The organism is Rathayibacter sp. AY1G1 (genome assembly GCF_002932095.1).
Lineage (GTDB): Bacteria > Actinomycetota > Actinomycetes > Actinomycetales > Microbacteriaceae > Rathayibacter.
This window is the reverse complement of record NZ_PSUZ01000003.1, coordinates 1-18,291: the sequence shown is the minus strand read 5'-3', so window position 1 is coordinate 18,291 and position 18,291 is coordinate 1. Positions and strand designations below refer to the sequence as shown.

Below are 18,291 nucleotides of genomic sequence, written 5' to 3'. Positions count from 1 at the left end.
GGTCAGCCTTTCACTCCGGATCCGAGATCGGTCGAGACGAAGTAGCGCTGGAACACGATGAACAGCACCACGACGGGCGCGGCGAGCACGACGGCTCCCGCGAGGATCGCCCCGAACGGGTTGTCGGTCGACGACGCCACGTTCGAGATGTAGTTGGCCAGGGACACGGCGAGCGGCTGCAGCGACGCGTCCTTGGTGATGAGGAACGGCCAGAGGAACTCGTTCCAGGGGCCGATGAAGGTCAGCAGCACGGCGGTCACCAGCGCGGGCCGCACCAGCGGGAGCGCGATGGTCCACAGCAGCTTCAGCTCGCCGGCGCCGTCGATCCGGGCAGCCTCGAACAGCTCCTTGGGGAGCTGCAGGAAGTACTGCCGGAAGATGATCACCGCCGTCGAGTTGATGGCGAACGGCAGGATCATCCCCAGGTGGCTATCCGCGAGGCCGTAGTCGCGCGCGATCAGCACGTAGAGCGGGATCTGCAGCAGCTGGAACGGGATGACCTGCACCAGCAGCGCGAGCGCGAACACCGCGTTGCGCCCCCGCCACTGCAGCATCGCGAGCGCGTATCCGGCGAGGACGCCGAAGAACACCGTGCACAGCAGCACGCCGCCGGTGAAGATCCCGGAGTTGACCAGTCCGGTGAGCAGGCTGATCCGCTCGTTCACGTTGACGTAGTTGTCGAGCGTGAGGTTGCCCGGCTCCGGGATCGCTCCCGCCAACGTGGGGTCCGGATCCGTCTGCAGGGAGCCGACGATCATGTAGTAGAAGGGGAAGAGGAAGACGATCGCGCCGATCGCGAGCACGACTCCGCGCAGGATCACGGCTCCGCGGCTGGAGCCGACGGGGCGCCTCCGCGGCGACGTCTCCTCATCGAATTAAAACGGACGCCACTTTTGTTCTGAAATGCGAGATTTGTCGCGATCCTCACTTCCCGAGGTTAGGCTCGAAGCTCCTTTTGGGAAGTGCTGGTCCGCGGCACAGCAGCCATCAAGGTAGCCAAGGTCAGGAAGGTCCGAAGGTCTTGTCTACCGATGCGAGAGCCTGTAATAGGTCCTCCGCGAGGAAGGCTGTCGAGACAGCGACCTGCTGCGGGTCACCGACTCCGAACTCCGCACGACCTGCCATATAAGAACCTGCTGCGTCTGGGCCCGCGGCAAAGTTGATAGCGAGCGACTGCAATGCTTCAACAGTGGTTTCGTGGCTAAGCTCGTCCTTCAATAGACGTGAAAAACGGTCACGGAGGTCCGAAGTACTGACACTTCGGAGAATCCGGTACGCGTCGTGTGCGTCCTTATCATTGAGACGCGTCGGGGTTTTAAGTCGCTCCGTGATCTTGTGAATCTTTGCTACAAGTAGCGCGGCAGGGCCCGCGACTTTCGCTGCTATTCGGCGCCCATCTCGCGCATCCAAGGCAACGATCTCCTGGATGTCATAGTCCACGAGCGTTGCTTCAATTCCCCGAGCTTTCCGGGCCGAACGGTTGCCGTGCGGCGGTATACGGACGCTACGGCTTGCAGGGCCAGCCAGTCGTTCCGGAACCATCAGATCTACAGGGATTCCGTCGGGTCTAAGCCAGGCGCCCGGTTGGGTGTCGGGGAGGAACCCTGCCCGCCGCATAGCTTCCTCTAGGAGAGGGTCGTCATGGAGAACCCGTGGGTCAAGGGAAAAATCACTGTCCTTTGTTGCTGGCGCGAGAGCGACATCCAGATCACCTGTTCGGAGATACACGGCTTGAGCGCCGATCAAAATGAGTGCGTCTCGTTGCTCCTCCAGCGCTTCGAGCGCATCGAGCAACGCCCCCCGCGCCCGGACAAATAGGCTCTCAGAGTCACCGCCAATCGCGCTCATGGGCCACCATCCAATCGATAAGTTCCTCCGCTTCACTGGGGGCTCGGCCGGGGCCGGTCAAGAGGTCGGCGGCGACCTGGGTGGGCGCCGCTATCGATAGGCCGTCTTCACGCCGTCTAGCGCCTCGAATTAGCGCAGGATAGGCAGGTTCCGCGATCAGCACATTTGCACCCGTCTCTGTTGCGCGTAAACCCCACCGCTCGGCGATATCCACCGGATTAGTCGCGTAAGTCATGACTGATCGTGCTGGCGCGTAAGATGCCCACGTAGTTGCAGCGACCGAACCTGTGATTGCATATTCCCTAGCGTCCGTGTCGAGCGCGGCCCGGATGACACTGTCGACTCCGCGAGGGGCGATCCACCGCGAGATTATGTTTGCCTTCATGAACTCGTAGTCCTCCGACCATCGGCGCAGCACTGGTACCCAGTTCGGCACGGTGACGGTGGCATCCTCGTTCCGCACGAGTAGGTCTTCCGCTTCCAAGAAGTCGATCACCCGGTAGACCGAGCCTGTAGACGCTTGAGCTGAAGCAACAAGCTCCCGCATCCGCCACGGTCCGCGTGCATCGACCAGCGCGCGGACGACTTGGGCGGCGGGTGCGCCCTTTAGCGTGCCGCGGGGACGGCCAGGGCCTCGCCACGGGTCGCTGTCCATCCCGCGGTCCGAGATGAATAAAGGCGGAACATCAGAGCGAAGGTAAACGTTTCCTGTGGCATCGACAAAAGACAGTCCCGCCTCGATAAGCCGCTTCCGTACGGTGGCAGGAAGGTAGCGAGCCGCTACCAATCCAATGTCCCACGCTCCGCCGCTGTTCGCAGGATCAAGCCTGTTATGCATGCGTGAGACGTCCCGCGGCTCCACGATGCGTCTCGTCTCAACCGCGATCCGCGGCGACTGGCCCATCGGCCCCGAAACGCTGAGGGTGGCATCACAACGCAGATCGGGTGCAACAGCCAAATGCTGCTCGCTAACCACCCATCCACCAGGAAGGCGATCCTGGAGGGCGCGCCGAACGATGTCAACCAGCATTCGCTCGCTTACGCGCTCCATCGGCTCCAGGGCTCGCACCATGTTCAGATAATACACCCGTTCCGTCTGCGCCGGAGCGGGTGTATAAACCGAACATTCCCACCTGTCCTGCTGTCCCGCCTCGTGGCAGGCGCCCGGTCGCGCGGCTGCTCGTTGGAGGCGGTCAGCTCGCCGCGGCGCCGGGCTCCCTCTCCGTCTTGTATGCGTCGGGCTCGGAACGCAGGTAGGCGCGCCGGTCTAGGGCGGTCGCGGTGGGGATGTCGATCCTGCGCAGCTCACCAGTTCGAGCAAGCAGCAGCGCTGGCGCTGCCCGATCGTCGACCTGCAGCGTGGCGAGGGCGATCGACGTCTCGCCAGGAGCATGGCGCGAGCACCCCCGTCACACGAGTCCGTGAGATAGGCGACGCCGCGAAGCACGGAGCACCGCATGGGTGCCTTCAAGCACCCGCTCGGCCAACTGATCGGAGAACCGATGCACCACACGCGCGACAACACCCTCCTGCTGTCACCGGTGGTCGTTCCGCCCGAGGCCGAATGAAAAAGGCCCTGCTGCTGAGCGAGCGGTTCTCCACGATCGCTCCGCGAGGATTCCCATCCACCGAGACCCTCGCCGAAATTTATTATCGAGGCTGGTGGATCGCTGCTGACCTCGACGAGCACACGCGAGAGCAGGCCGTCGGCGAGTGCATCCGCGCCGCTGCGCGGTACACCTTCACGACCGACGACTGGAAACAGTCCGACAGGCTGTTCGCCCGCAAGCTCCCCTACGAACTGGAGCACTGGCTCCTTGCAAACGACTACCTCCGGCCCGCTTCTCACGACGGCTCTCAGTTCCGAGCGACCAGGGAGAACCTGGTCCCCGCGCTCCTCGCGATCTGCGGCCGACGCCTCTGCCAGGCGAAGGGCTGGCAGTACGGCGTGGCCACGACCGCGACTGCCCGGCAGGCGCTGTTCTCGATCGACGACGCCTCCGGCCAGCGCGTACTCGCCCTCACGCTCTACGACATCCCCGAGCCGCATCCGGATGCGACCTTCGACGACATCGTGGCCTTCCGGCAGAGCAAGGAGAAGCTGCTAGCCCGGTACATCGACGGCCTCCGCGACGTGCGGCTCGCCATCGCCGAGGCGGACGACGGCAGAGAGCTCGAGGAGGCACTCCTCACCTACAAGGCGCGTGTCTCCGAGCTGCATCGAGCATCCGGCCCGCTGAAAGGCGAGGGCGGCGGGCGACTCGATCCGATGACTCTGCTGATCCCGATGACCGAGGTCGGCGTCGCGGTCGGAGACTGGTTGACCTCAGGGCCGAGCTTCGCTCCGATCGTCCTGGCGGTGCGAGCCGTCGCCTCGGTCGTCACGCTGCGCCGGCACGACGCGACGTCCTACCTCTCCGCCGCGGTGGCGAAGAACCTGATCGAGGCCCCGGAGAGCCGGGCGGTGACGGTCGGCCTGCGGGACTGACCAGCGGCTCACGTCGCGACAACGCCGTCCCGGGCGCGACCAGGGTCCTGCCACCACCGCTTCGGTACCGTCTCCCCCATGCCCGACCCCACTCCCGACGCCCCTGAGGTCGCCGCCGAGCACCTCCGCGCGGAGTTGCAGCTGCGGCGCTTCGGGCGGCTCCGCCTCACCATCGACATGGCGCTGGGCAGCGGGTTCCTCGCGCCCTACGACCTCGTCGTCCTCCGCCTCGACACCGGAGCCGAGATCATCCGCGTGAAGGCCGATCTCGCCGATCCCCACTACCTCCTCGGGCAGGTCGAGCTCGACCTCGAAACGAAGACGGTCGCCGAGTTCCTCGAGGAGTGGCGCCCCGCCTGACCGGGCCGGCACAGCCGCGATCCCGGGGAGAGCACGGCGCTGAAGCGACCGGAGCAGGACGGTGGAGATCCGTACCCCCTCGCCTCACAGATCCGCAGGAACCTTGTCCCGCTCGTCGGCGACCACCACCGGCACCCACGCGCCGCGCGCCGGCCGCCCCGCCCACCACACGTACACCCCAGCGGCGACCACGGCGCCTCCGGCCGCGACCGCCCACCACGGGAACCCGGCGACGTCGGGCGACTCCCCCGCCGCGTCCACGTCCGACTGCGGCGTCGGGATCACCCGTTCGCCGGTGACGAGGATGCGGTGGGTGTTGATCCCGAGCGGGGTGCAGGTGACGAGGGTCAGGAGGTCCTGGCCGGGCTGCACGAGGAGGCTCTGCGTGTCCTCCGGCTCGACGACCAGCGTCTCGCGCACGCGGTAGGTGACCACCTCGCCGTAGACCTCGATGGTGAAGGTGTCGCCCACGTCGACGCGGTCGAGGTGGGTGAAGAGCTCGGCCGAGGCGAGGCCGCGGTGGCCGGTGAGCACCGAGTGGGTGGAGGGGCCGCCGACCGGCAGGGCGGTGCCCTCGAGGTGGCCGACGCCCCGCTCGAGGACGGCGTCGCTCGTGCCGTGGAAGATCGGCAGGTCCACGTCGATGGCGGGGATCCGGATCCGGGCCATCAGTCCCTCGGCGTCGCCGCGCAGGAGGGAGGAGTAGCGCTCCCGGTCGGCGACCTGCTCGTCGTCGGCCAGGGGGAGGCGCTCGTTCGCGGCGACGGCCGCGCCGCCTCCGCTGAGGCTCTGGTTGTAGGCGCGGGCCTCGACGAGGTTCTGCCGGAGGGTCTCGGCGCCGAGGTCGGTGATGCCCTGCGTGAGGGAGTCGATCTCGCGCGCCTGCTCGACGGCGCTCAGCCAGCTGGCGGCGACGGGGTACAGCAGCAGCGCCACCCCCGAGAGGCTGATGAGCGCGATGACCAGCGGGGCGATCGGGAGCCGCCACCGCGGCCGGCGGTGGATCCGCCTCCGCGGAGGAAAAGGGCCGGAGACAGAGGAATGCGGGGCACCCGACGGGTGCCCCGCATTCGACTTCGTCATGGTGTGACGTTACTCGGCGGTCTGAGCAGCCAGCGCGGTGCGGCGGCGCGAGGCGATCAGGCCCGAACCGATCGCGAGGGCGAGGAGCGCGCCCCCACCGAGGGTGAACCACTGCGCGCCGCCACCGGTGAGGGGCAGGGCGAACGCGGGCACCTGGGTGTGGAGGAACTCGACGTAGTTCTGGATCGGCGCGGTGGCCGAGCTCGGTCCGGCGACGACCTGCGTCAGCACCTGGGCCGGGGTGGGCAGACGGAATCCGGCGGGCGGGGTCAGCTCGCGGACGTAGTAGTTGCCCGGCGTGATGATCGGGATCTCGACGATGCCGTTCGCTCCGGTCGTCCAGTTCTGGTTGCCGTTGATGAACACCGGGTTCTGGCCGAGGTTGGCGTCGTTCTCGGTGAGGAACACCTGGTAGATCGCACCCGCGAGCGGCACGCGGTTGGCGCCGTTGTTCTGGTAGGCGTACACGGTCAGCTGACCGATCGGGGTGCTGCCGGTGACCGTCTCCGTGGCCCCGTTCACGACGCTCGTCGCCGAGTTGGTGATGATGCCGTTGGCCGGGATGGCGGTGGCGCGGGTGAGCACCGTGAGGGTGACGACGCCGCCCTGAAGACCCTGGAGCTTGGTGAGGCCGGACTGCAAGAAGTTCAGCGTCACGTTCCGGGTCGCGGCGTCGTAGCCGAGCGTGTAGTCCGTGTTCGCGATGAAGGCCGGTGCGGGCGCGGTGCCCGCGGCGCTGGTCACCGTGATGCCGGTGGGCGCGACGCCGGCCGGGCCGGTCGGCAGGTAGGTCAGCTCGGCGGGGAGCGTGTCGGTGAGGGTGAACGCCTCCAGCGAGTCACCGGCGGCGAGCACCGGCACGTCCGAGGCGATGGCCCAGCGGATGAGGTCGGGGTTGCGCGCCTCGACCGAGTTCGCCGCCGCGGGGACGCGCGTCTTGGTGAGCTCCGTGACCGCGTTCTTGGGGTAGACGTGGACGTCGTAGATCCACTGGTTCGCAGGCGCACCGGTCGGGCCCGTCGGGAACGGCAGGGTGACGAGGAACGGCGCCGCGCCGTTGGTGGCTCCGGCGGGGAGCTGGGTCTCGGTCACGAGGTAGAGGCCGAGCGGCATGCTCGCGCCGTTGTTGAACACGGCCTCGCCGTCCGTGCCGCTGGTGGCGGTGAAGGTGTCGGCGGCGGTGACGCGGGTCGCCGCGGTGCCCGGGGTCAGGTTCGCGACCTGGTTCCAGCCGTCGGGCGTGGTGAGGTCGACGCCCTGGACGCGCGCGGCGGTGAACACGGCTCCGGGCAGCGCGTCACCGGGGACCGTGATCTCCTGGCCGGTGCCGATCGCCTGGCCGTTGTTGGAGCCCAGCGCGAGCTTGTGCACGGTGAGGGTGCGGCTGATGGTCGGGTCGATGTTGCCGGGCAGCGTGACCGCTGACGCCGGCGCGACGGCGGTGAAGACCGCCGCAGCGCTCAGCGCGAGGACGCCGGCTGCGGCGGCGAGCCGCCTGGTGAGTGAGCGGGACATGTGATCTCTCCTACTGAGGTCGTGAGTGCTGGTGTCGTGGAGTCGAAGGTGTGCGGGAAAGGGTCTGCGGGAGAGCGCCGGGGCTCTCGGTCGGGGCGTCACCGGGAGGGGCCTCGCAGCCTCCGGCGCCGCTCCCAGAGGAGGAGGCCGAGTGCGAGAGTGAGCACCGACCCCCCGCCCAGGAGGAACGCGTCGGTGCTGGCGCCGCCGGTCAGCGGCAGGCGTGTGGGGTCCACGGGGGCGTTGACGAAGCGGTAGACCGCCGTCTGACCGGCCGTGGGGGCCGTGATGGTCCGCGAGGCGACCGGGGACCACGTCGTCCCGGTCAGGCGCTCGAGACGCAGTTCCTGGTAGGCGAGGCGGCGGGTCGGATCCGTCGCCGCCTCGGACAGCGTGTAGCCGTGACCCGGTCGCACCTCGAAGGTGCTCGCCGGGTTGCCCGCGGCGACGTACTCCGCGCCGACCCGGGTCTCCGTCGGGAGCGTCGCTCCGGCCAGTGCGGCGGGCGTCGCGGTGACGCGCCAGTCGGCCGCCTGGAAGCCGGTCTGGGGGCGCAGGACCTGCTTGACCAGGGTGATCGTCGCGCTGGCGTTGTCCACGGTGCAGGTGACGGCGGCGCCGTTCGTCGGGGTCACGTCTCCGGCCGCGCTCACGGTGAGGGCGGCGCCGGTGTCGGTGCGGCACTGCCAGGGTGCGGTCTGCACGGAGGTGGCGGGGCCCCCGGTCTCGGCGAGCCGGTAGGCGGCACCCGGGGTGACGGGGATCGCCGACACGCCAGCGGAGCCCGCGCGGCCGGTCGGGCCGGGCAGGGCGCCGGTCGGGCCGGTGGCGCTGAGCGTGAAGTCGCTGGGCAGCGCGCTGCCGGAGCTCACCGTCTTCACCAGCGTGAGGGAGGCCGTGGGCCGGTTCACGATCGAGCACTCGACGACCGCCGCGGAGGCGATGCCGGTGAGGCTCGCGCTGATGACGGTCCCCGACTGCGAGAAGGTGGTCGCCCGGGCGGTGCCGTTGACCGTGCAGGCGCCGCTGACGAACGCGAAGCCCGTCTGCTGCACCTCCGAGACGGTGAGCGTCGCCCGCGACGCCTCCGTGCCGAACAGGACGGTCCAGGCGGCCTGACCCGCCGCGTCCGTCTGCTGGCGGGGCGACTGCTCCGGCAGCAGGGCGACGGAGCCGGCGGTGGCCGTCGCCGTCGTGCCCACCGTCCAGTCCACGCCGGGGCGGGTCGTGCCGGAGGCGTCCCGGATCGTCTTGGTGATGCGCACCGTGGAGGCGGGGCGCGGGGAGTTGAAGAAGGTGCAGGTGACGTTGACGCCGAGCCGGTTCGGGAGGGTGACCGTGCCGGTCGGGTTCGAGCCCGTGCTCACCCGCACGCCGTCCGCGTAGCACTCGTAGATGCTCGTGTAGGCGGTGATCGGGGAGGCGGAGCCCGCGGCCATCGCCTCCGAGACCGTCACCGTGCTGTTGATCGGAGTGGGGAAGGGGCCGATCTGCGCGGTCTGGCGGCCGGTGGTGGCGCCGGTGGTGGTGGCCGTGGCGAACGCCGACGCCGGGGAGCCGGCGGCGGCCGTGAGCTGGAACTGGTCCGCCGCGGCCAGGCGGCCCACCACGCTCTTCTGCACGGTGATCGTGGCCGGCGAGGAGCAGCCGGAGAGGTCGACGGCGTTGACGCTCACGCGCGGCGTGCCGCTGACACGGGTCCACGTGGTGGCGTCGAACTCGTAGGCGCTGCCGGGGATGGCGGGAACACCGTTCGCGGCGGCGACGTCGCCGTTGGCGAGGTAGACGGTTCCGCGCGGCGAGAAGGCGATGCCGTTGATGTTCGCGAAGGCGGCGTCGGTTCCCGTCACGGCCTTCGCGATCGAGGTGTTCACCGGGAGGGTGCCGCCGGTCGCCGCGGCCAGGGCGTCGGCCGGCACGGTGAAGATCGCGGCGCTGCTCGCGTTGTTGACCGAGCCCGCGCCGACGACGTAGAGGTTGCCGCGAGCGTCGAACGCCATGTCGCCGTTGCCGTTGGGGGTTCCGGAGGTGGGGAAGGAGCCGACGAGGGCGAACCGGGTGGCGACGGGGTTGGCCTCGGTGAAGCTCCAGATGTAGAACTGGCCGCTCGCGAAGCTGCCGAACAGGTACCGGCCCGTCCGGAGGTCGACCGCGCCGGCGACGATGCTGCCGGCCACCTGCGCTCCGCCGGCCACGGTCGTGTACGCGCTGTTCGCGATCCTCTGGAAGCCGGCGTCCGGCGTCCACTTGAGGACGGCGTCGACGTCCGTCGCGTCGGACGAGCGGTCCAGCGCGTAGGCGAAGGCGCCGTTCGCGCCGACGCCGAGCGCGTTCGCCTCGGCGGTCCCCGACCAGCTGCCGATCGAGGTCAGGGATCCCGTGACGATGTCGGCCTGCTGCAGGGCGCCGGCCGCCGTGAGGGAGTAGAAGCGGCCGGTGTCGCAGAACAGGCGGGGCGTCTGCACGGTGTTCGTGAAGGTGCAGAGCACCTCCGCCCCCGCCTCGCTGGGGATCGTGATCGACCCCGCGGCGGAGGCTCCGGAGGCGATGACCGTGCCGCCGCGCGAGCACTCGTAGCTGTTGGAGTAGCCCAGGCCCGCGCCCGCGGTCTGCGCCTCGGCGATCGTGTACGTCGCTCCGGACTGCACGGTGAGGCGGCTGATCTGCGCGGCCTGGATCCCGGTGGCGGTGCCCGTGGTCGTGGCCGACGCGAGGACCGTCGTGCCGCTGCGCACCGAGAGCGTGAACTGGTCGCCCGTGGCGCTGCGCACCGGCAGGTTCTTCCGGACGGTGAGGGTCGTCGCGGCCTGGACCGTCACCGACGTGGGGGCGGCGGCGATGAGACCGGTGGGAGTCGTGGTCCCGGTGCTGTACGTCCCGGCGGCGGCGGCCACCACGTCCACCGAGATCGTGCAGGAGGTCGCGCCTGCGGCGAGGTCGCCGCCGACGGTCGAGACGGAGGAGGATCCGGCGGCCGCGGTGACGGCGAACGCGGTTCCGGTGACGTCGGTGCAGGACCCGCCGACAGCAGGCGTCGGGGCCACGACGAGGCCGGCCGGGAGAGCGGTCGAGAAGCGCCAGTCCGCCTTCGCGAGGAGGTCGCTGGTGTTGGTGACCGTGTAGGTCAGCGTGGTCGGCACCGTCGCGGTCGGCACGGCCTGCGTGAAGGCCGCATCGAGAGCGGGGGTGACGTCGAGCACGCGGAGGTCGTCGACGGCGAAGGCGCTTCCCGTGCCGGTGACCGTGTTCACGAGCTGCACCTGGGCCGCGGCGATCTGCGCCGGAGTGAGGAGCGCGGTGCTCGTGCCGGTGTAGGCGGCGGCGCGAGCGGAGGCGGGGAGCGCGGGATCGACGAGCGAGCCGAGCCCGCCGACCAGCGGGAGGGTCGGGGACGTGTAGAACACGCTGCCGGTCGCGGCGCAGGGCACGACCGGTGCGGCGAATCCGGTGAGGACGGTGGACCCGCCCGAGACCAGGTTGAGGGAGAGGGACGCGTTGTTCGTCCCGCACTGCCCGCCGGCGGCGTTCATGCCGACGGCGTAGTAGCGGGCGGCGGGAGCGGAGACGCCGATCCCCGCGGCGCTCTGGGCGACGGTCGTGCCGCCGGTGATGGTGGCGTACGGGTACTCGACCAGGGCGTGGTTCGCCTGCGTGCCAGTGTTCGAGCCGTTGGCCGGTGCGGTGCTGGAGGTGGACCCCGGCACTCCGGCCGCCACCTGGCCGAGGACGTCCGCCATGCGGCGGGTCTCGCGTGCGGCCGACGATCCCGTGCCGACGGTGAGGAGGGGCCGGGTCGGGCAGAAGGCGGCGTTGGGGTACGGCGCCGTGTAGTTGACCAGGACGCCGGTGCAGTTCGTGGCGGTCGACCAGCCGGTGGCTGCCGTGTAGCGGCCGTTCGCGTAGGCGGTGAGCGCGCTCGGTGCGGTCGTCAGACCCTGCTCGAAGGTCTCCGTCCACACCTGTCGCGGGGCCTCGGCGACGCCGGCCGCGAGCGTGGAGAAGCCTCCCGCTGCTCGCGCCGTCGCGGGCGGGCCGCGGTCCGACTCCTGATCGTCGTCCGAGGCCGCCGGAGGAGCGAGCGCCGACCCGGCCGGCGCCGGCTCGACGGGCTGCTCCGTCTGCGCGGCGCTGCGGGGCGCTGCGGGATCGGGCTCGTCCTGAGCGGGCTCCTCCGCCGTGGCACTCGGCGACTCCGCGGCCTCGGCGGGTGCGGGCGGGGCGGACGTCGACGGGGCGGACGCTGACGGAGTGGGTGCCGACGGAGCGGGTGCCGGGTCGGCCTCGGGGGCTGTCGGCGGTGTCGGTGCGACCGGCGTCGGGAGAAGGGCGGGGGCGTCGCCGGCGACCGGATCCGCCTGGTTCGCGGCCTGAGCGGGAGACGAGGCGGAGACGTCGCCGAGCCCCCACGAGCCGACGAGGAGAGCGCCGATCGTCGCGAAGACGACGGCCCGCATTCCGAGGCGCGACGGCGCACGGTGCCGTGAGTGGCGGCGCCGCCGGGTCGTGAAAGCCATGGTTCTGCTTCTCAGTCGTGTTGTCGATCGTGGAGATGAGCGAAACGTCGACACGACGAACGACACGGATGTCGCAGCGAGTGCGGAGGCCCCAGACTCCGGAGGGGAGCACGCATTCCCCGCGGGCTTCCGAAGATGAACGTATAGGTCGGCCTCCCTCTCGCCATAGAGAAGTGAGCCCCCCTTGTCGGGGCCATAACCGATGAGAAAAGGACCGGGGTGAAGCCGAATATGGCGCCTTTTGACGGGTCCTCGCGAAGGAGTTCTAAGAAGTGAGCGCGCGCGACCGGCTCGGCTCACTCCTCCCGTCAGGTCCCGTGCAACGCTCGGGCCCCACCCGGCCACGTACTCGGTAGACGCCCGACCGACGAAGGATGGACCCGATGACGCGACGCACACTCGACGACCTGCTCTCCCGCAGCGACCCCGCGACCGACGACCGGGCGCCCGGTGTCCGCACCGCCCTGCACAGCGTGATCGCCGAGACCCGCGAACGCGCGCCCCGCCGTCCCGCGCGGTCGAGGGCGTGGTGGCTGGCGGCTCCCGTCCTCCTCGTCCCGGGTCTCGTGCTGGCGACCAGCGCCGGCACCGACGTCCGCTCGGTCCCCGACTTCACGATCCCGATCAGCTACACCACCGACTCCGGCGCAGCGGTGTCGTGCTCGATCGACTACTTCAACGGAGAGATCGACTACCGCGAGGTCACCACCTCCGCGACCGACTACCTCCGCGCGCAGGACTGGAGCGGCGTCGGCCAGCGGATCCACGACGACGCGGTCGCCTACACGACCGACCCCGTCTGGCTGGCCTCGGACATGAACAGCGACGGCCCCGGACTCTCTGACGAGACGATCCGCTGGCGCGCCTGGATCACCGCGGCGGACGACCACATCCTCGACACGATCCCCGAGGGCGTGATCGTCGAGGGCGACGGCGGCCTGGGCGGCAGCACCGACTGCACGGGAGAGCTGTGATGAGCGCCGGCGAGGCGGCGCCTGCGATGGCGCGCAGCGTCGTCCGCTCCCCCGCGCGCGACCGGGAGGCCGAGATCACGGCCCTGGTCGAGCGGGAGGCGCCGGACCTGCTCCGCTACTTCGCGCGGCGGACGGCGAGCCCCGAGGACGCCGCGGACCTCCTCAGCGACACCCTCCTGATCCTCTGGCGGAAGGAGCGGTCGATCCCCGAGGACGAGACGCGCGCGCGGATGTGGGCGTTCGGCGTCGCCCGGCGGGTGCTCTCGGGCCAGCGCCGCACCGCGACCCGGAGGAGCGCGCTCGTCGAACGGCTGGCGGAGGAGCTCCGCATCACGCCGCCCGCACCCGCCGACGACGCGGCCGAGGACGTCCGCGCCGCGATCGCGCAGCTGAAGCCCGTCGACCAGGAGATCATCACCCTCGTCTACTGGGACGGCTTCTCCCTCGCCGAGGCGGCCGAGATCCTGTCCCTCCGCGCCACGACCGTGCGGAGCCGGCACGCGCGGGCGCGGGCGACGCTGCGGGGCGCGCTGGGGGCGGCGATGTGAGGAGGGTGAGGGCTCCAGGTGCCGCACGCACTACGGTCTTACGCGGATCGGCTCACCACTAGGCCTTTATCGATGGCATCCACGCAAACCGCCAGCGTTTGAATCGCTGGCGCGAGATCAGATGGCTCGCACAGCGCCATAATGGCGAAGGTGAGGAACTCGTCGTCCATGGCACTTCCCGCGATTCCATACGAATCCGGTTGCTCGCGAGCCGCTGATGCCCACTCGTCGAGAGATCTGCACTGATACGCGGTGCCTGCAAGTGCACTGTCAGCTGCTGTCGAGCTGTAGGGGGCCTCTGTGACCTTCGTAAAGCTCTCGTCACACTGCCAACTGATGTCGACGGTCTCGAACGTGTGGATCTCCACCGCGGGCTGCGGTGCCACGGGCGGGACATAAGGAGCATCCATTTGGCGCGGCCCCGTATACGTGGGTGACGCACCGGCCGGATCTTCGGCACTACATCCCGACACGGCCCCGCAAAGTACGAGCCCGACGAAAACGGCCGAAAACCACTTGATCCTCATGAACTGAAGATACGACACTGCAACCCTTCATTTCTCGGCCGAGAGCGCCCGACGCCTCGAAGGCCTGAGGAAGATCAGTCCCCTTACGCCAAGTCGGTGAAGCGCGAGAATGCTCGACCGCGTCCAAATGCAGATGCAGATGCTGCTGCCTCACACGAACCATGAAAGAAATTCGCTACCTCCGCCCCGACCCGCAGGCACCTAGTCGAGGAAGTACGCGTTCACCTTCTCGTCGGTGTCCAGGATCTCCTCCGAGGGCACCCCGACTCGGGCCGCGAGGTCGATCGCCCCGAGAAGCGCGACCTCGATGTCGGGAGAGAACGCCCGGTCGAGGATGTCGATGAAGTGCAGCATGCTCGTCTCGAGCTTCGCCAGGAGATCGGCGTAGTCGGCGGCCAGCTGTTGATCGAGTGAGCGCTGGTCCTCGAGATATCCGGCGATGAGCGCTTCTTCCCGGGCGGAGAGCGAGGACGACGCGACGCTGAACATGACGGAGCCGACGGTATTGCCGATGACGGCGCCGAGGACGGGGACCGGGATGAGCACCTGCCCGACGACCGAGGACAGCGCGCTGATGCCGGCCTGGAGGCAGAGGATCTCGGAGTTCTCGATGAACTCGATCTCAGAGATGTCGCCCGCTCGCAGCCTGCTCGCCTGGCCCGCGATCCCCAGCGCGGCGGTCGTGACCGTGTTCGCCGTGGCGGCCGAAGTCGCAGTGAGATTGGTGAGTGAGTAGATCGTGAGACCGCGGATACCGCCCTTCACCGCGCCGAGACCGGAGGCGTTCGCGATGTCCTTCCAGTCGTCGGCCGAGAACTCCTTGAGCTTCGTGCCTTCGCGGCGCTTGGCGAGGACCGCGGAGACGAACGCGGTCCCACCCTCGATCCCGGCGGCGACGACGGTGACCTGAGCGCCCTGGCGCACCGTCGCCCGGTTCTCCCGAACGGCAGCCGTGCGGGCGGCCTCGTCGGTCGCCGTGATCCTTCCCTCCTCCGCCGCGAACGTGTCGGTGTACGCACCGAGCTGCACGTCCCGGTACTCCAGCCGGGAGGGCTCGAGTGCCGCGATGTCGATCGTCTCACTCGAGAAGAACGCCTTCACCCGGTTCCAGTCGCGGAGGGACGGGCCGTCCCCGCTGCGGGAGAGGACCTTCGCCGCATCCTCGGCGGACATCGCATGCAGCTTCTGGATGACCTCGAAGTGGTCGCTCGGGATCTGGTACCTGCCGCCGTTCCTCACGAAGTCCGGGTACCTCTCGAGGTGCTCCGTGATCGCGCCGAGGCCGAACCGCCCGCCGGCGGCGGAGAACTTCTGCTGGATCAGCAGGCCGTTCCGCATCAGATCGACGGGGCCGTTGTCGTTCACCCAGGCGTTGCCGCCGGTCTCCCCGAGCACAGCGGCACGGGCGTTGCCGATACCGACCTCGGCGACCTCGGCGATGAATCCGTGCGCGCCCTTCACTCCACCGCGGTTCGACGAGACCACGTCGCCTATGTGCAGGAGGGCCGTATCCAGATGGTCGAGAGCCGTCGAGAGGTTCTGGTCCTGCCTGCTCAGGGCGCCCATGAGGCGATCGACGCGCACCTGCTTCAGGTAGCCCACCCAGGCGGCGACGGCCTGCTCTTGAGTGCTTCGGGCGACGTCGGCGAGATCAGGCATCGTCGGCGGCCTGCTCCACACGGGCGCTCAGCAGTGCCGCACTCGCTTTCGCGACGTTCACGAGCGCGCCGAGCTGCGACTGCTGAGCGGGAGCCAGGGTCGCGAAGTCCGCCCCGAAGAGCGGCAGCGCCTCGCCGTAGACCTTCAGAAGCAGCTCTCGAGTAGAGGCGGTGCGCTGGAGGAGGTCGTCGATCTGCGCGTCCATCGCCTGCACCTGCGCGATGTTCCGCATCACGGCGGTGAGCATCTCGTGCTTCGTCTCGCGGTTCTCGAACTTCTTCTTCGTGAACAGGACGACCGAGGTGAGGACGGCGGCGCCTGCGAGGCTCCAGCCGACCGGGCCGGCCAGCGCGAGCAGCGCTCCTCCCGCGACGGTCCCTCCGCCACCGGCAGCGACGGCCCCGCCGCCGAGCCATGCCAGGGCGGCCTGGCTCGCAGCGGCACCGGACAGGGTCGAGATCGCGGTCCCGGTCGACGCGGTGCCGAACGTGGTGGCGACCCACATGGCGGCGGTCGGCGCGACGCTCGCGATCGCCGCGCCGGCGGTGACACCGGCGCCCGCTCCCGCCGCGGACTTCCGTGCAGCGACGAGATCCGCGCGGGCGATCTCCTCGGCGTCCAGGAACCGGGCTCTGTCGAGCTCGATCTGCTCGAAGTCCCTGCTGAAGGACTTGGGCGTGTTGGCGATGCTGTTCACCACGAGCTCGACGAGAGCGATCAGGTCGGTGGAGCGCTCGCGTTGCCGGAGGAGGGAGAGCCCGTCGTCGCTCATCGCCGTGAAGGCGCGGTTGTATTCGGCCGTGACCTCCTCGTACGACTGGAGGCTCCTCGGGCCGAACTTCTCGGCGGCTGCTTCGCGGAGATCGCCGGCCTGCTCCATCACCTGCGTCGTAGCGCTCCGCGCACGCTTGCTCAGATCGCCGGCAGCTCGCGCGACTCTCTCCTTCGCCCTGTCCAACTCCGGTCGCTCGACCATCACCTGTACCTGTTCCCCGTAGACGCCTTTTCCCGGCTCGACACTATCCAGCCGCGTATCGAAAGGTGATCGGGAACACCGCTGCCGACGCTTCTCGGACACCCCTGCCGGATGAGTCGCCCCCGCCGCTCTTCCTCCGGCTCGCGGCCCTCCGCGCCCCTTCACCCGGCACCCCCGCCTGAGTAGCATCCCCCGCATGAGCAGGCTCGTCGTCTCCGTCCTCACCTCGCTCGACGGCCGCTTCGAGGGGCCCGGGCACGACCTCTCGGCGCTGCCGTTCGAGGACGCGTTCAACGACCGCAACCTCGAGCTGCTGCGCCGCGCGGGCACACTCGTCTACGGCGGCCGCTGGTTCCGCGACAACTGGGACAGCTGGAGCGCCGTCGCCGCGGACGGGACGGCGGGCGAGCGGGAGCACGAGACCGCGCGGCTGGTCACGTCGCTCGACGCGCTGGTGATCAGCGACTCCCTGGCTCCCGATCCGGAGGCGCCGTGGGCCGCCACCACCCGGATCGTGCCGCGGAAGCAGGGTCCGGCCGAGATCGAGCTGCTCAAGCAGGGCGACCGGGGCGACCTGCTGATGTTCGGCAGCGGCACCACCTGGAACCCGCTCCTCGAGCAGGGCCTGGTGGACGAGCTGATCGTCCTCGTCGGCGCCGGACTCGCGGGCGGCGGGACGCCGCTCTACTCCGGGGCGCCGCAGCACGGGCTGCGCCTCCTCGACGCGACGGTTCTGCCGGGCTCTGAGCTGGTGCGGCTCCGCTACGACGCGAGCGGGGCCGGCGAGCGGCCGCACAACCTCCGCTGAGACAGGGCGGCCTCCCTCAGGAGCCCACGCCCCTCCTCTCAGCTGACGTCGTACGCGCCCGAGGCCGGGGCAGCTGGTGAGAGCGAGCCTCCAGCGGACTCCTCCGGCCGGCGGAGTGCCCGAGCGCACAGCCGGACCCCCAGAAGCGCAGTCGCCGCGCCTCCCGCCAGCATTCCGGCCCCCACCACCGTCCACGTCGTCAGGCTGGAGCTCGGCGCGCCGAGCAGACCGTAGAAGAGCCCGACCCCGCTGCCGACCAGAGCGGCCGCGACCAGCGGGATCGCCAACGCCGATCCCTTCTCCGACCGCGTCCACGCCGAGCTGCAGAGAACGGCGACGGCGCCGATCAGCCAGCCGACGCCGGGGATCAGCAGCCAGCCGAAGGCGAAGACCAGGGAGGCCACGACCGCGAACCACCGACGGTGGAGGACCGTCCGCTCGTCACCGCGATGGACTCCGGCCTCGACTCCGCTCGTCATGCGTCGGAGCCTACGGAGACGGCCCGGACCGTGGCACGAAGTGGCGCGGGATCGGCCGGACGGCGCCACTCCCTCCTCCGCTCGGTGCTGAGGAGCCGGTCCTGCCGAGCAGGTCCTCGAGCGCTGACACTCGGCCCACCTGAGGCGCCTCCCGCCCTCCGCTCACCCCGCGACTGTCAGCGACACCTCGACCGCCACGTCCTCGGGCCCCTCCCCCAGCACCGTCTGCCGCACCTCGACCCCGTCGAGCCGGAGGCCGCGGTCTCCGGCGGCGTCGAAGAGCGCGACGATCGCCGGATGCAGAGTCCCCTCGGGCAGTTCCTCCCCGTCGCGAGGCCGCCAGGTGGCGACCAGCTCGGTGCGCGCCGGGAGGACCGCGGCGAGATCAGCGAGGTCGCCCTCCGCCTCCGCCGACGTCGGCCAGGTCCTCACGATCGCCCTGGACGAGGCCGACGGGCCGGGCGACGACGAGGCGAACGAGATCCTCGGCGCGCTCGCCACCCGAGTGCACG

General features: G+C 69.9%; 16 protein-coding genes. 5 read left to right on the top strand and 11 right to left on the bottom strand.

Annotated elements, in window-relative coordinates; translation table 11 throughout:
* Positions 1–2: 2 nt before the first annotated feature.
* The 3 genes from C5C36_RS02395 to C5C36_RS17840 form a co-directional block, all read right to left on the bottom strand.
* Positions 3–758 (bottom strand): carbohydrate ABC transporter permease, encoded by a 756-nt coding sequence (locus tag C5C36_RS02395; protein WP_258072176.1) that lies wholly within the window; start codon positions 756–758, stop codon positions 3–5.
* A gap of 244 nt (positions 759–1,002) precedes the next feature.
* Positions 1,003–1,848, bottom strand: a complete 846-nt coding sequence (locus C5C36_RS02390) for a GSU2403 family nucleotidyltransferase fold protein (protein WP_104309172.1) — start codon at positions 1,846–1,848, stop codon at positions 1,003–1,005.
* On the bottom strand, positions 1,829–2,935 hold the full coding sequence (locus C5C36_RS17840; RefSeq protein ID WP_219814873.1) for a hypothetical protein: 1,107 nt from the start codon (positions 2,933–2,935) through the stop codon (positions 1,829–1,831). Before C5C36_RS17840 ends, C5C36_RS02390 begins: the two co-directional genes overlap by 20 nt.
* A 477-nt stretch (positions 2,936–3,412) precedes the next feature.
* Here C5C36_RS17840 and C5C36_RS02380 point away from each other — a divergent pair, with 477 nt between their 5' ends.
* Together C5C36_RS02380 and C5C36_RS02375 are read left to right on the top strand one after the other, a co-directional pair.
* Positions 3,413–4,336 carry a hypothetical protein gene (locus C5C36_RS02380; RefSeq protein ID WP_104309170.1) on the top strand — a complete coding sequence of 308 codons (924 nt, stop codon included), beginning with the start codon at positions 3,413–3,415 and terminating at the stop codon, positions 4,334–4,336.
* A gap of 78 nt (positions 4,337–4,414) precedes the next feature.
* Positions 4,415–4,696 (top strand): hypothetical protein, encoded by a 282-nt coding sequence (locus C5C36_RS02375; protein ID WP_104309169.1) that lies wholly within the window; start codon positions 4,415–4,417, stop codon positions 4,694–4,696.
* A gap of 84 nt (positions 4,697–4,780) precedes the next feature.
* Here the strand turns inward: C5C36_RS02375 and C5C36_RS02370 are convergent, their stop codons facing one another.
* From C5C36_RS02370 to C5C36_RS02360, 3 genes are all read right to left on the bottom strand, one after another.
* Entirely contained in the window at positions 4,781–5,779 is a 999-nt protein-coding gene (locus tag C5C36_RS02370) for a class C sortase (RefSeq protein WP_104309168.1), read from the bottom strand.
* Positions 5,780–5,788: 9 nt separating this feature from the next.
* Positions 5,789–7,294 (bottom strand): SpaH/EbpB family LPXTG-anchored major pilin, encoded by a 1,506-nt coding sequence (locus tag C5C36_RS02365; protein ID WP_104309167.1) that lies wholly within the window; start codon positions 7,292–7,294, stop codon positions 5,789–5,791.
* A gap of 98 nt (positions 7,295–7,392) precedes the next feature.
* Entirely contained in the window at positions 7,393–11,808 is a 4,416-nt protein-coding gene (locus C5C36_RS02360) for an LPXTG cell wall anchor domain-containing protein (RefSeq protein WP_146085297.1), read from the bottom strand.
* 383 nt (positions 11,809–12,191) lie between these two features.
* Between C5C36_RS02360 and C5C36_RS02355 the strand changes: the two genes are divergently transcribed.
* Positions 12,192–12,782, top strand: a complete 591-nt coding sequence (locus C5C36_RS02355; RefSeq protein ID WP_104250223.1) for a hypothetical protein — start codon at positions 12,192–12,194, stop codon at positions 12,780–12,782.
* A gap of 26 nt (positions 12,783–12,808) precedes the next feature.
* Positions 12,809–13,330: an RNA polymerase sigma factor gene (locus C5C36_RS02350; RefSeq protein ID WP_104309242.1), complete on the top strand. Its 522-nt coding sequence runs from the start codon at positions 12,809–12,811 to the stop codon at positions 13,328–13,330.
* Between the two features lie 38 nt (positions 13,331–13,368).
* On the opposite strand, the gene C5C36_RS02345 is transcribed toward C5C36_RS02350, so the two are convergent.
* The 3 genes from C5C36_RS02345 to C5C36_RS02335 form a co-directional block, all read right to left on the bottom strand.
* On the bottom strand, positions 13,369–13,857 hold the full coding sequence (locus C5C36_RS02345; protein WP_146082431.1) for a hypothetical protein: 489 nt from the start codon (positions 13,855–13,857) through the stop codon (positions 13,369–13,371).
* Between the two features lie 201 nt (positions 13,858–14,058).
* On the bottom strand, positions 14,059–15,516 hold the full coding sequence (locus C5C36_RS02340; protein WP_104309164.1) for a hypothetical protein: 1,458 nt from the start codon (positions 15,514–15,516) through the stop codon (positions 14,059–14,061).
* Positions 15,509–16,396 carry a hypothetical protein gene (locus C5C36_RS02335; protein WP_219814872.1) on the bottom strand — a complete coding sequence of 296 codons (888 nt, stop codon included), beginning with the start codon at positions 16,394–16,396 and terminating at the stop codon, positions 15,509–15,511. Before C5C36_RS02335 ends, C5C36_RS02340 begins: the two co-directional genes overlap by 8 nt.
* 292 nt (positions 16,397–16,688) lie before the next feature.
* Between C5C36_RS02335 and C5C36_RS02330 the strand changes: the two genes are divergently transcribed.
* Positions 16,689–17,300: a dihydrofolate reductase family protein gene (locus C5C36_RS02330; RefSeq protein ID WP_104309162.1), complete on the top strand. Its 612-nt coding sequence runs from the start codon at positions 16,689–16,691 to the stop codon at positions 17,298–17,300.
* Positions 17,301–17,338: 38 nt separating this feature from the next.
* Here the strand turns inward: C5C36_RS02330 and C5C36_RS02325 are convergent, their stop codons facing one another.
* Together C5C36_RS02325 and C5C36_RS02320 are read right to left on the bottom strand one after the other, a co-directional pair.
* The gene (locus C5C36_RS02325; RefSeq protein ID WP_104309161.1) at positions 17,339–17,779 is read right to left on the bottom strand and encodes a hypothetical protein; all 441 of its coding nucleotides are present in this window, start codon (positions 17,777–17,779) and stop codon (positions 17,339–17,341) included.
* Positions 17,780–17,941: 162 nt separating this feature from the next.
* Positions 17,942–18,291, bottom strand: a 350-nt coding sequence (locus C5C36_RS02320; RefSeq protein WP_219814871.1) for a hypothetical protein, incomplete at its 5' end; no start/stop codon positions are given.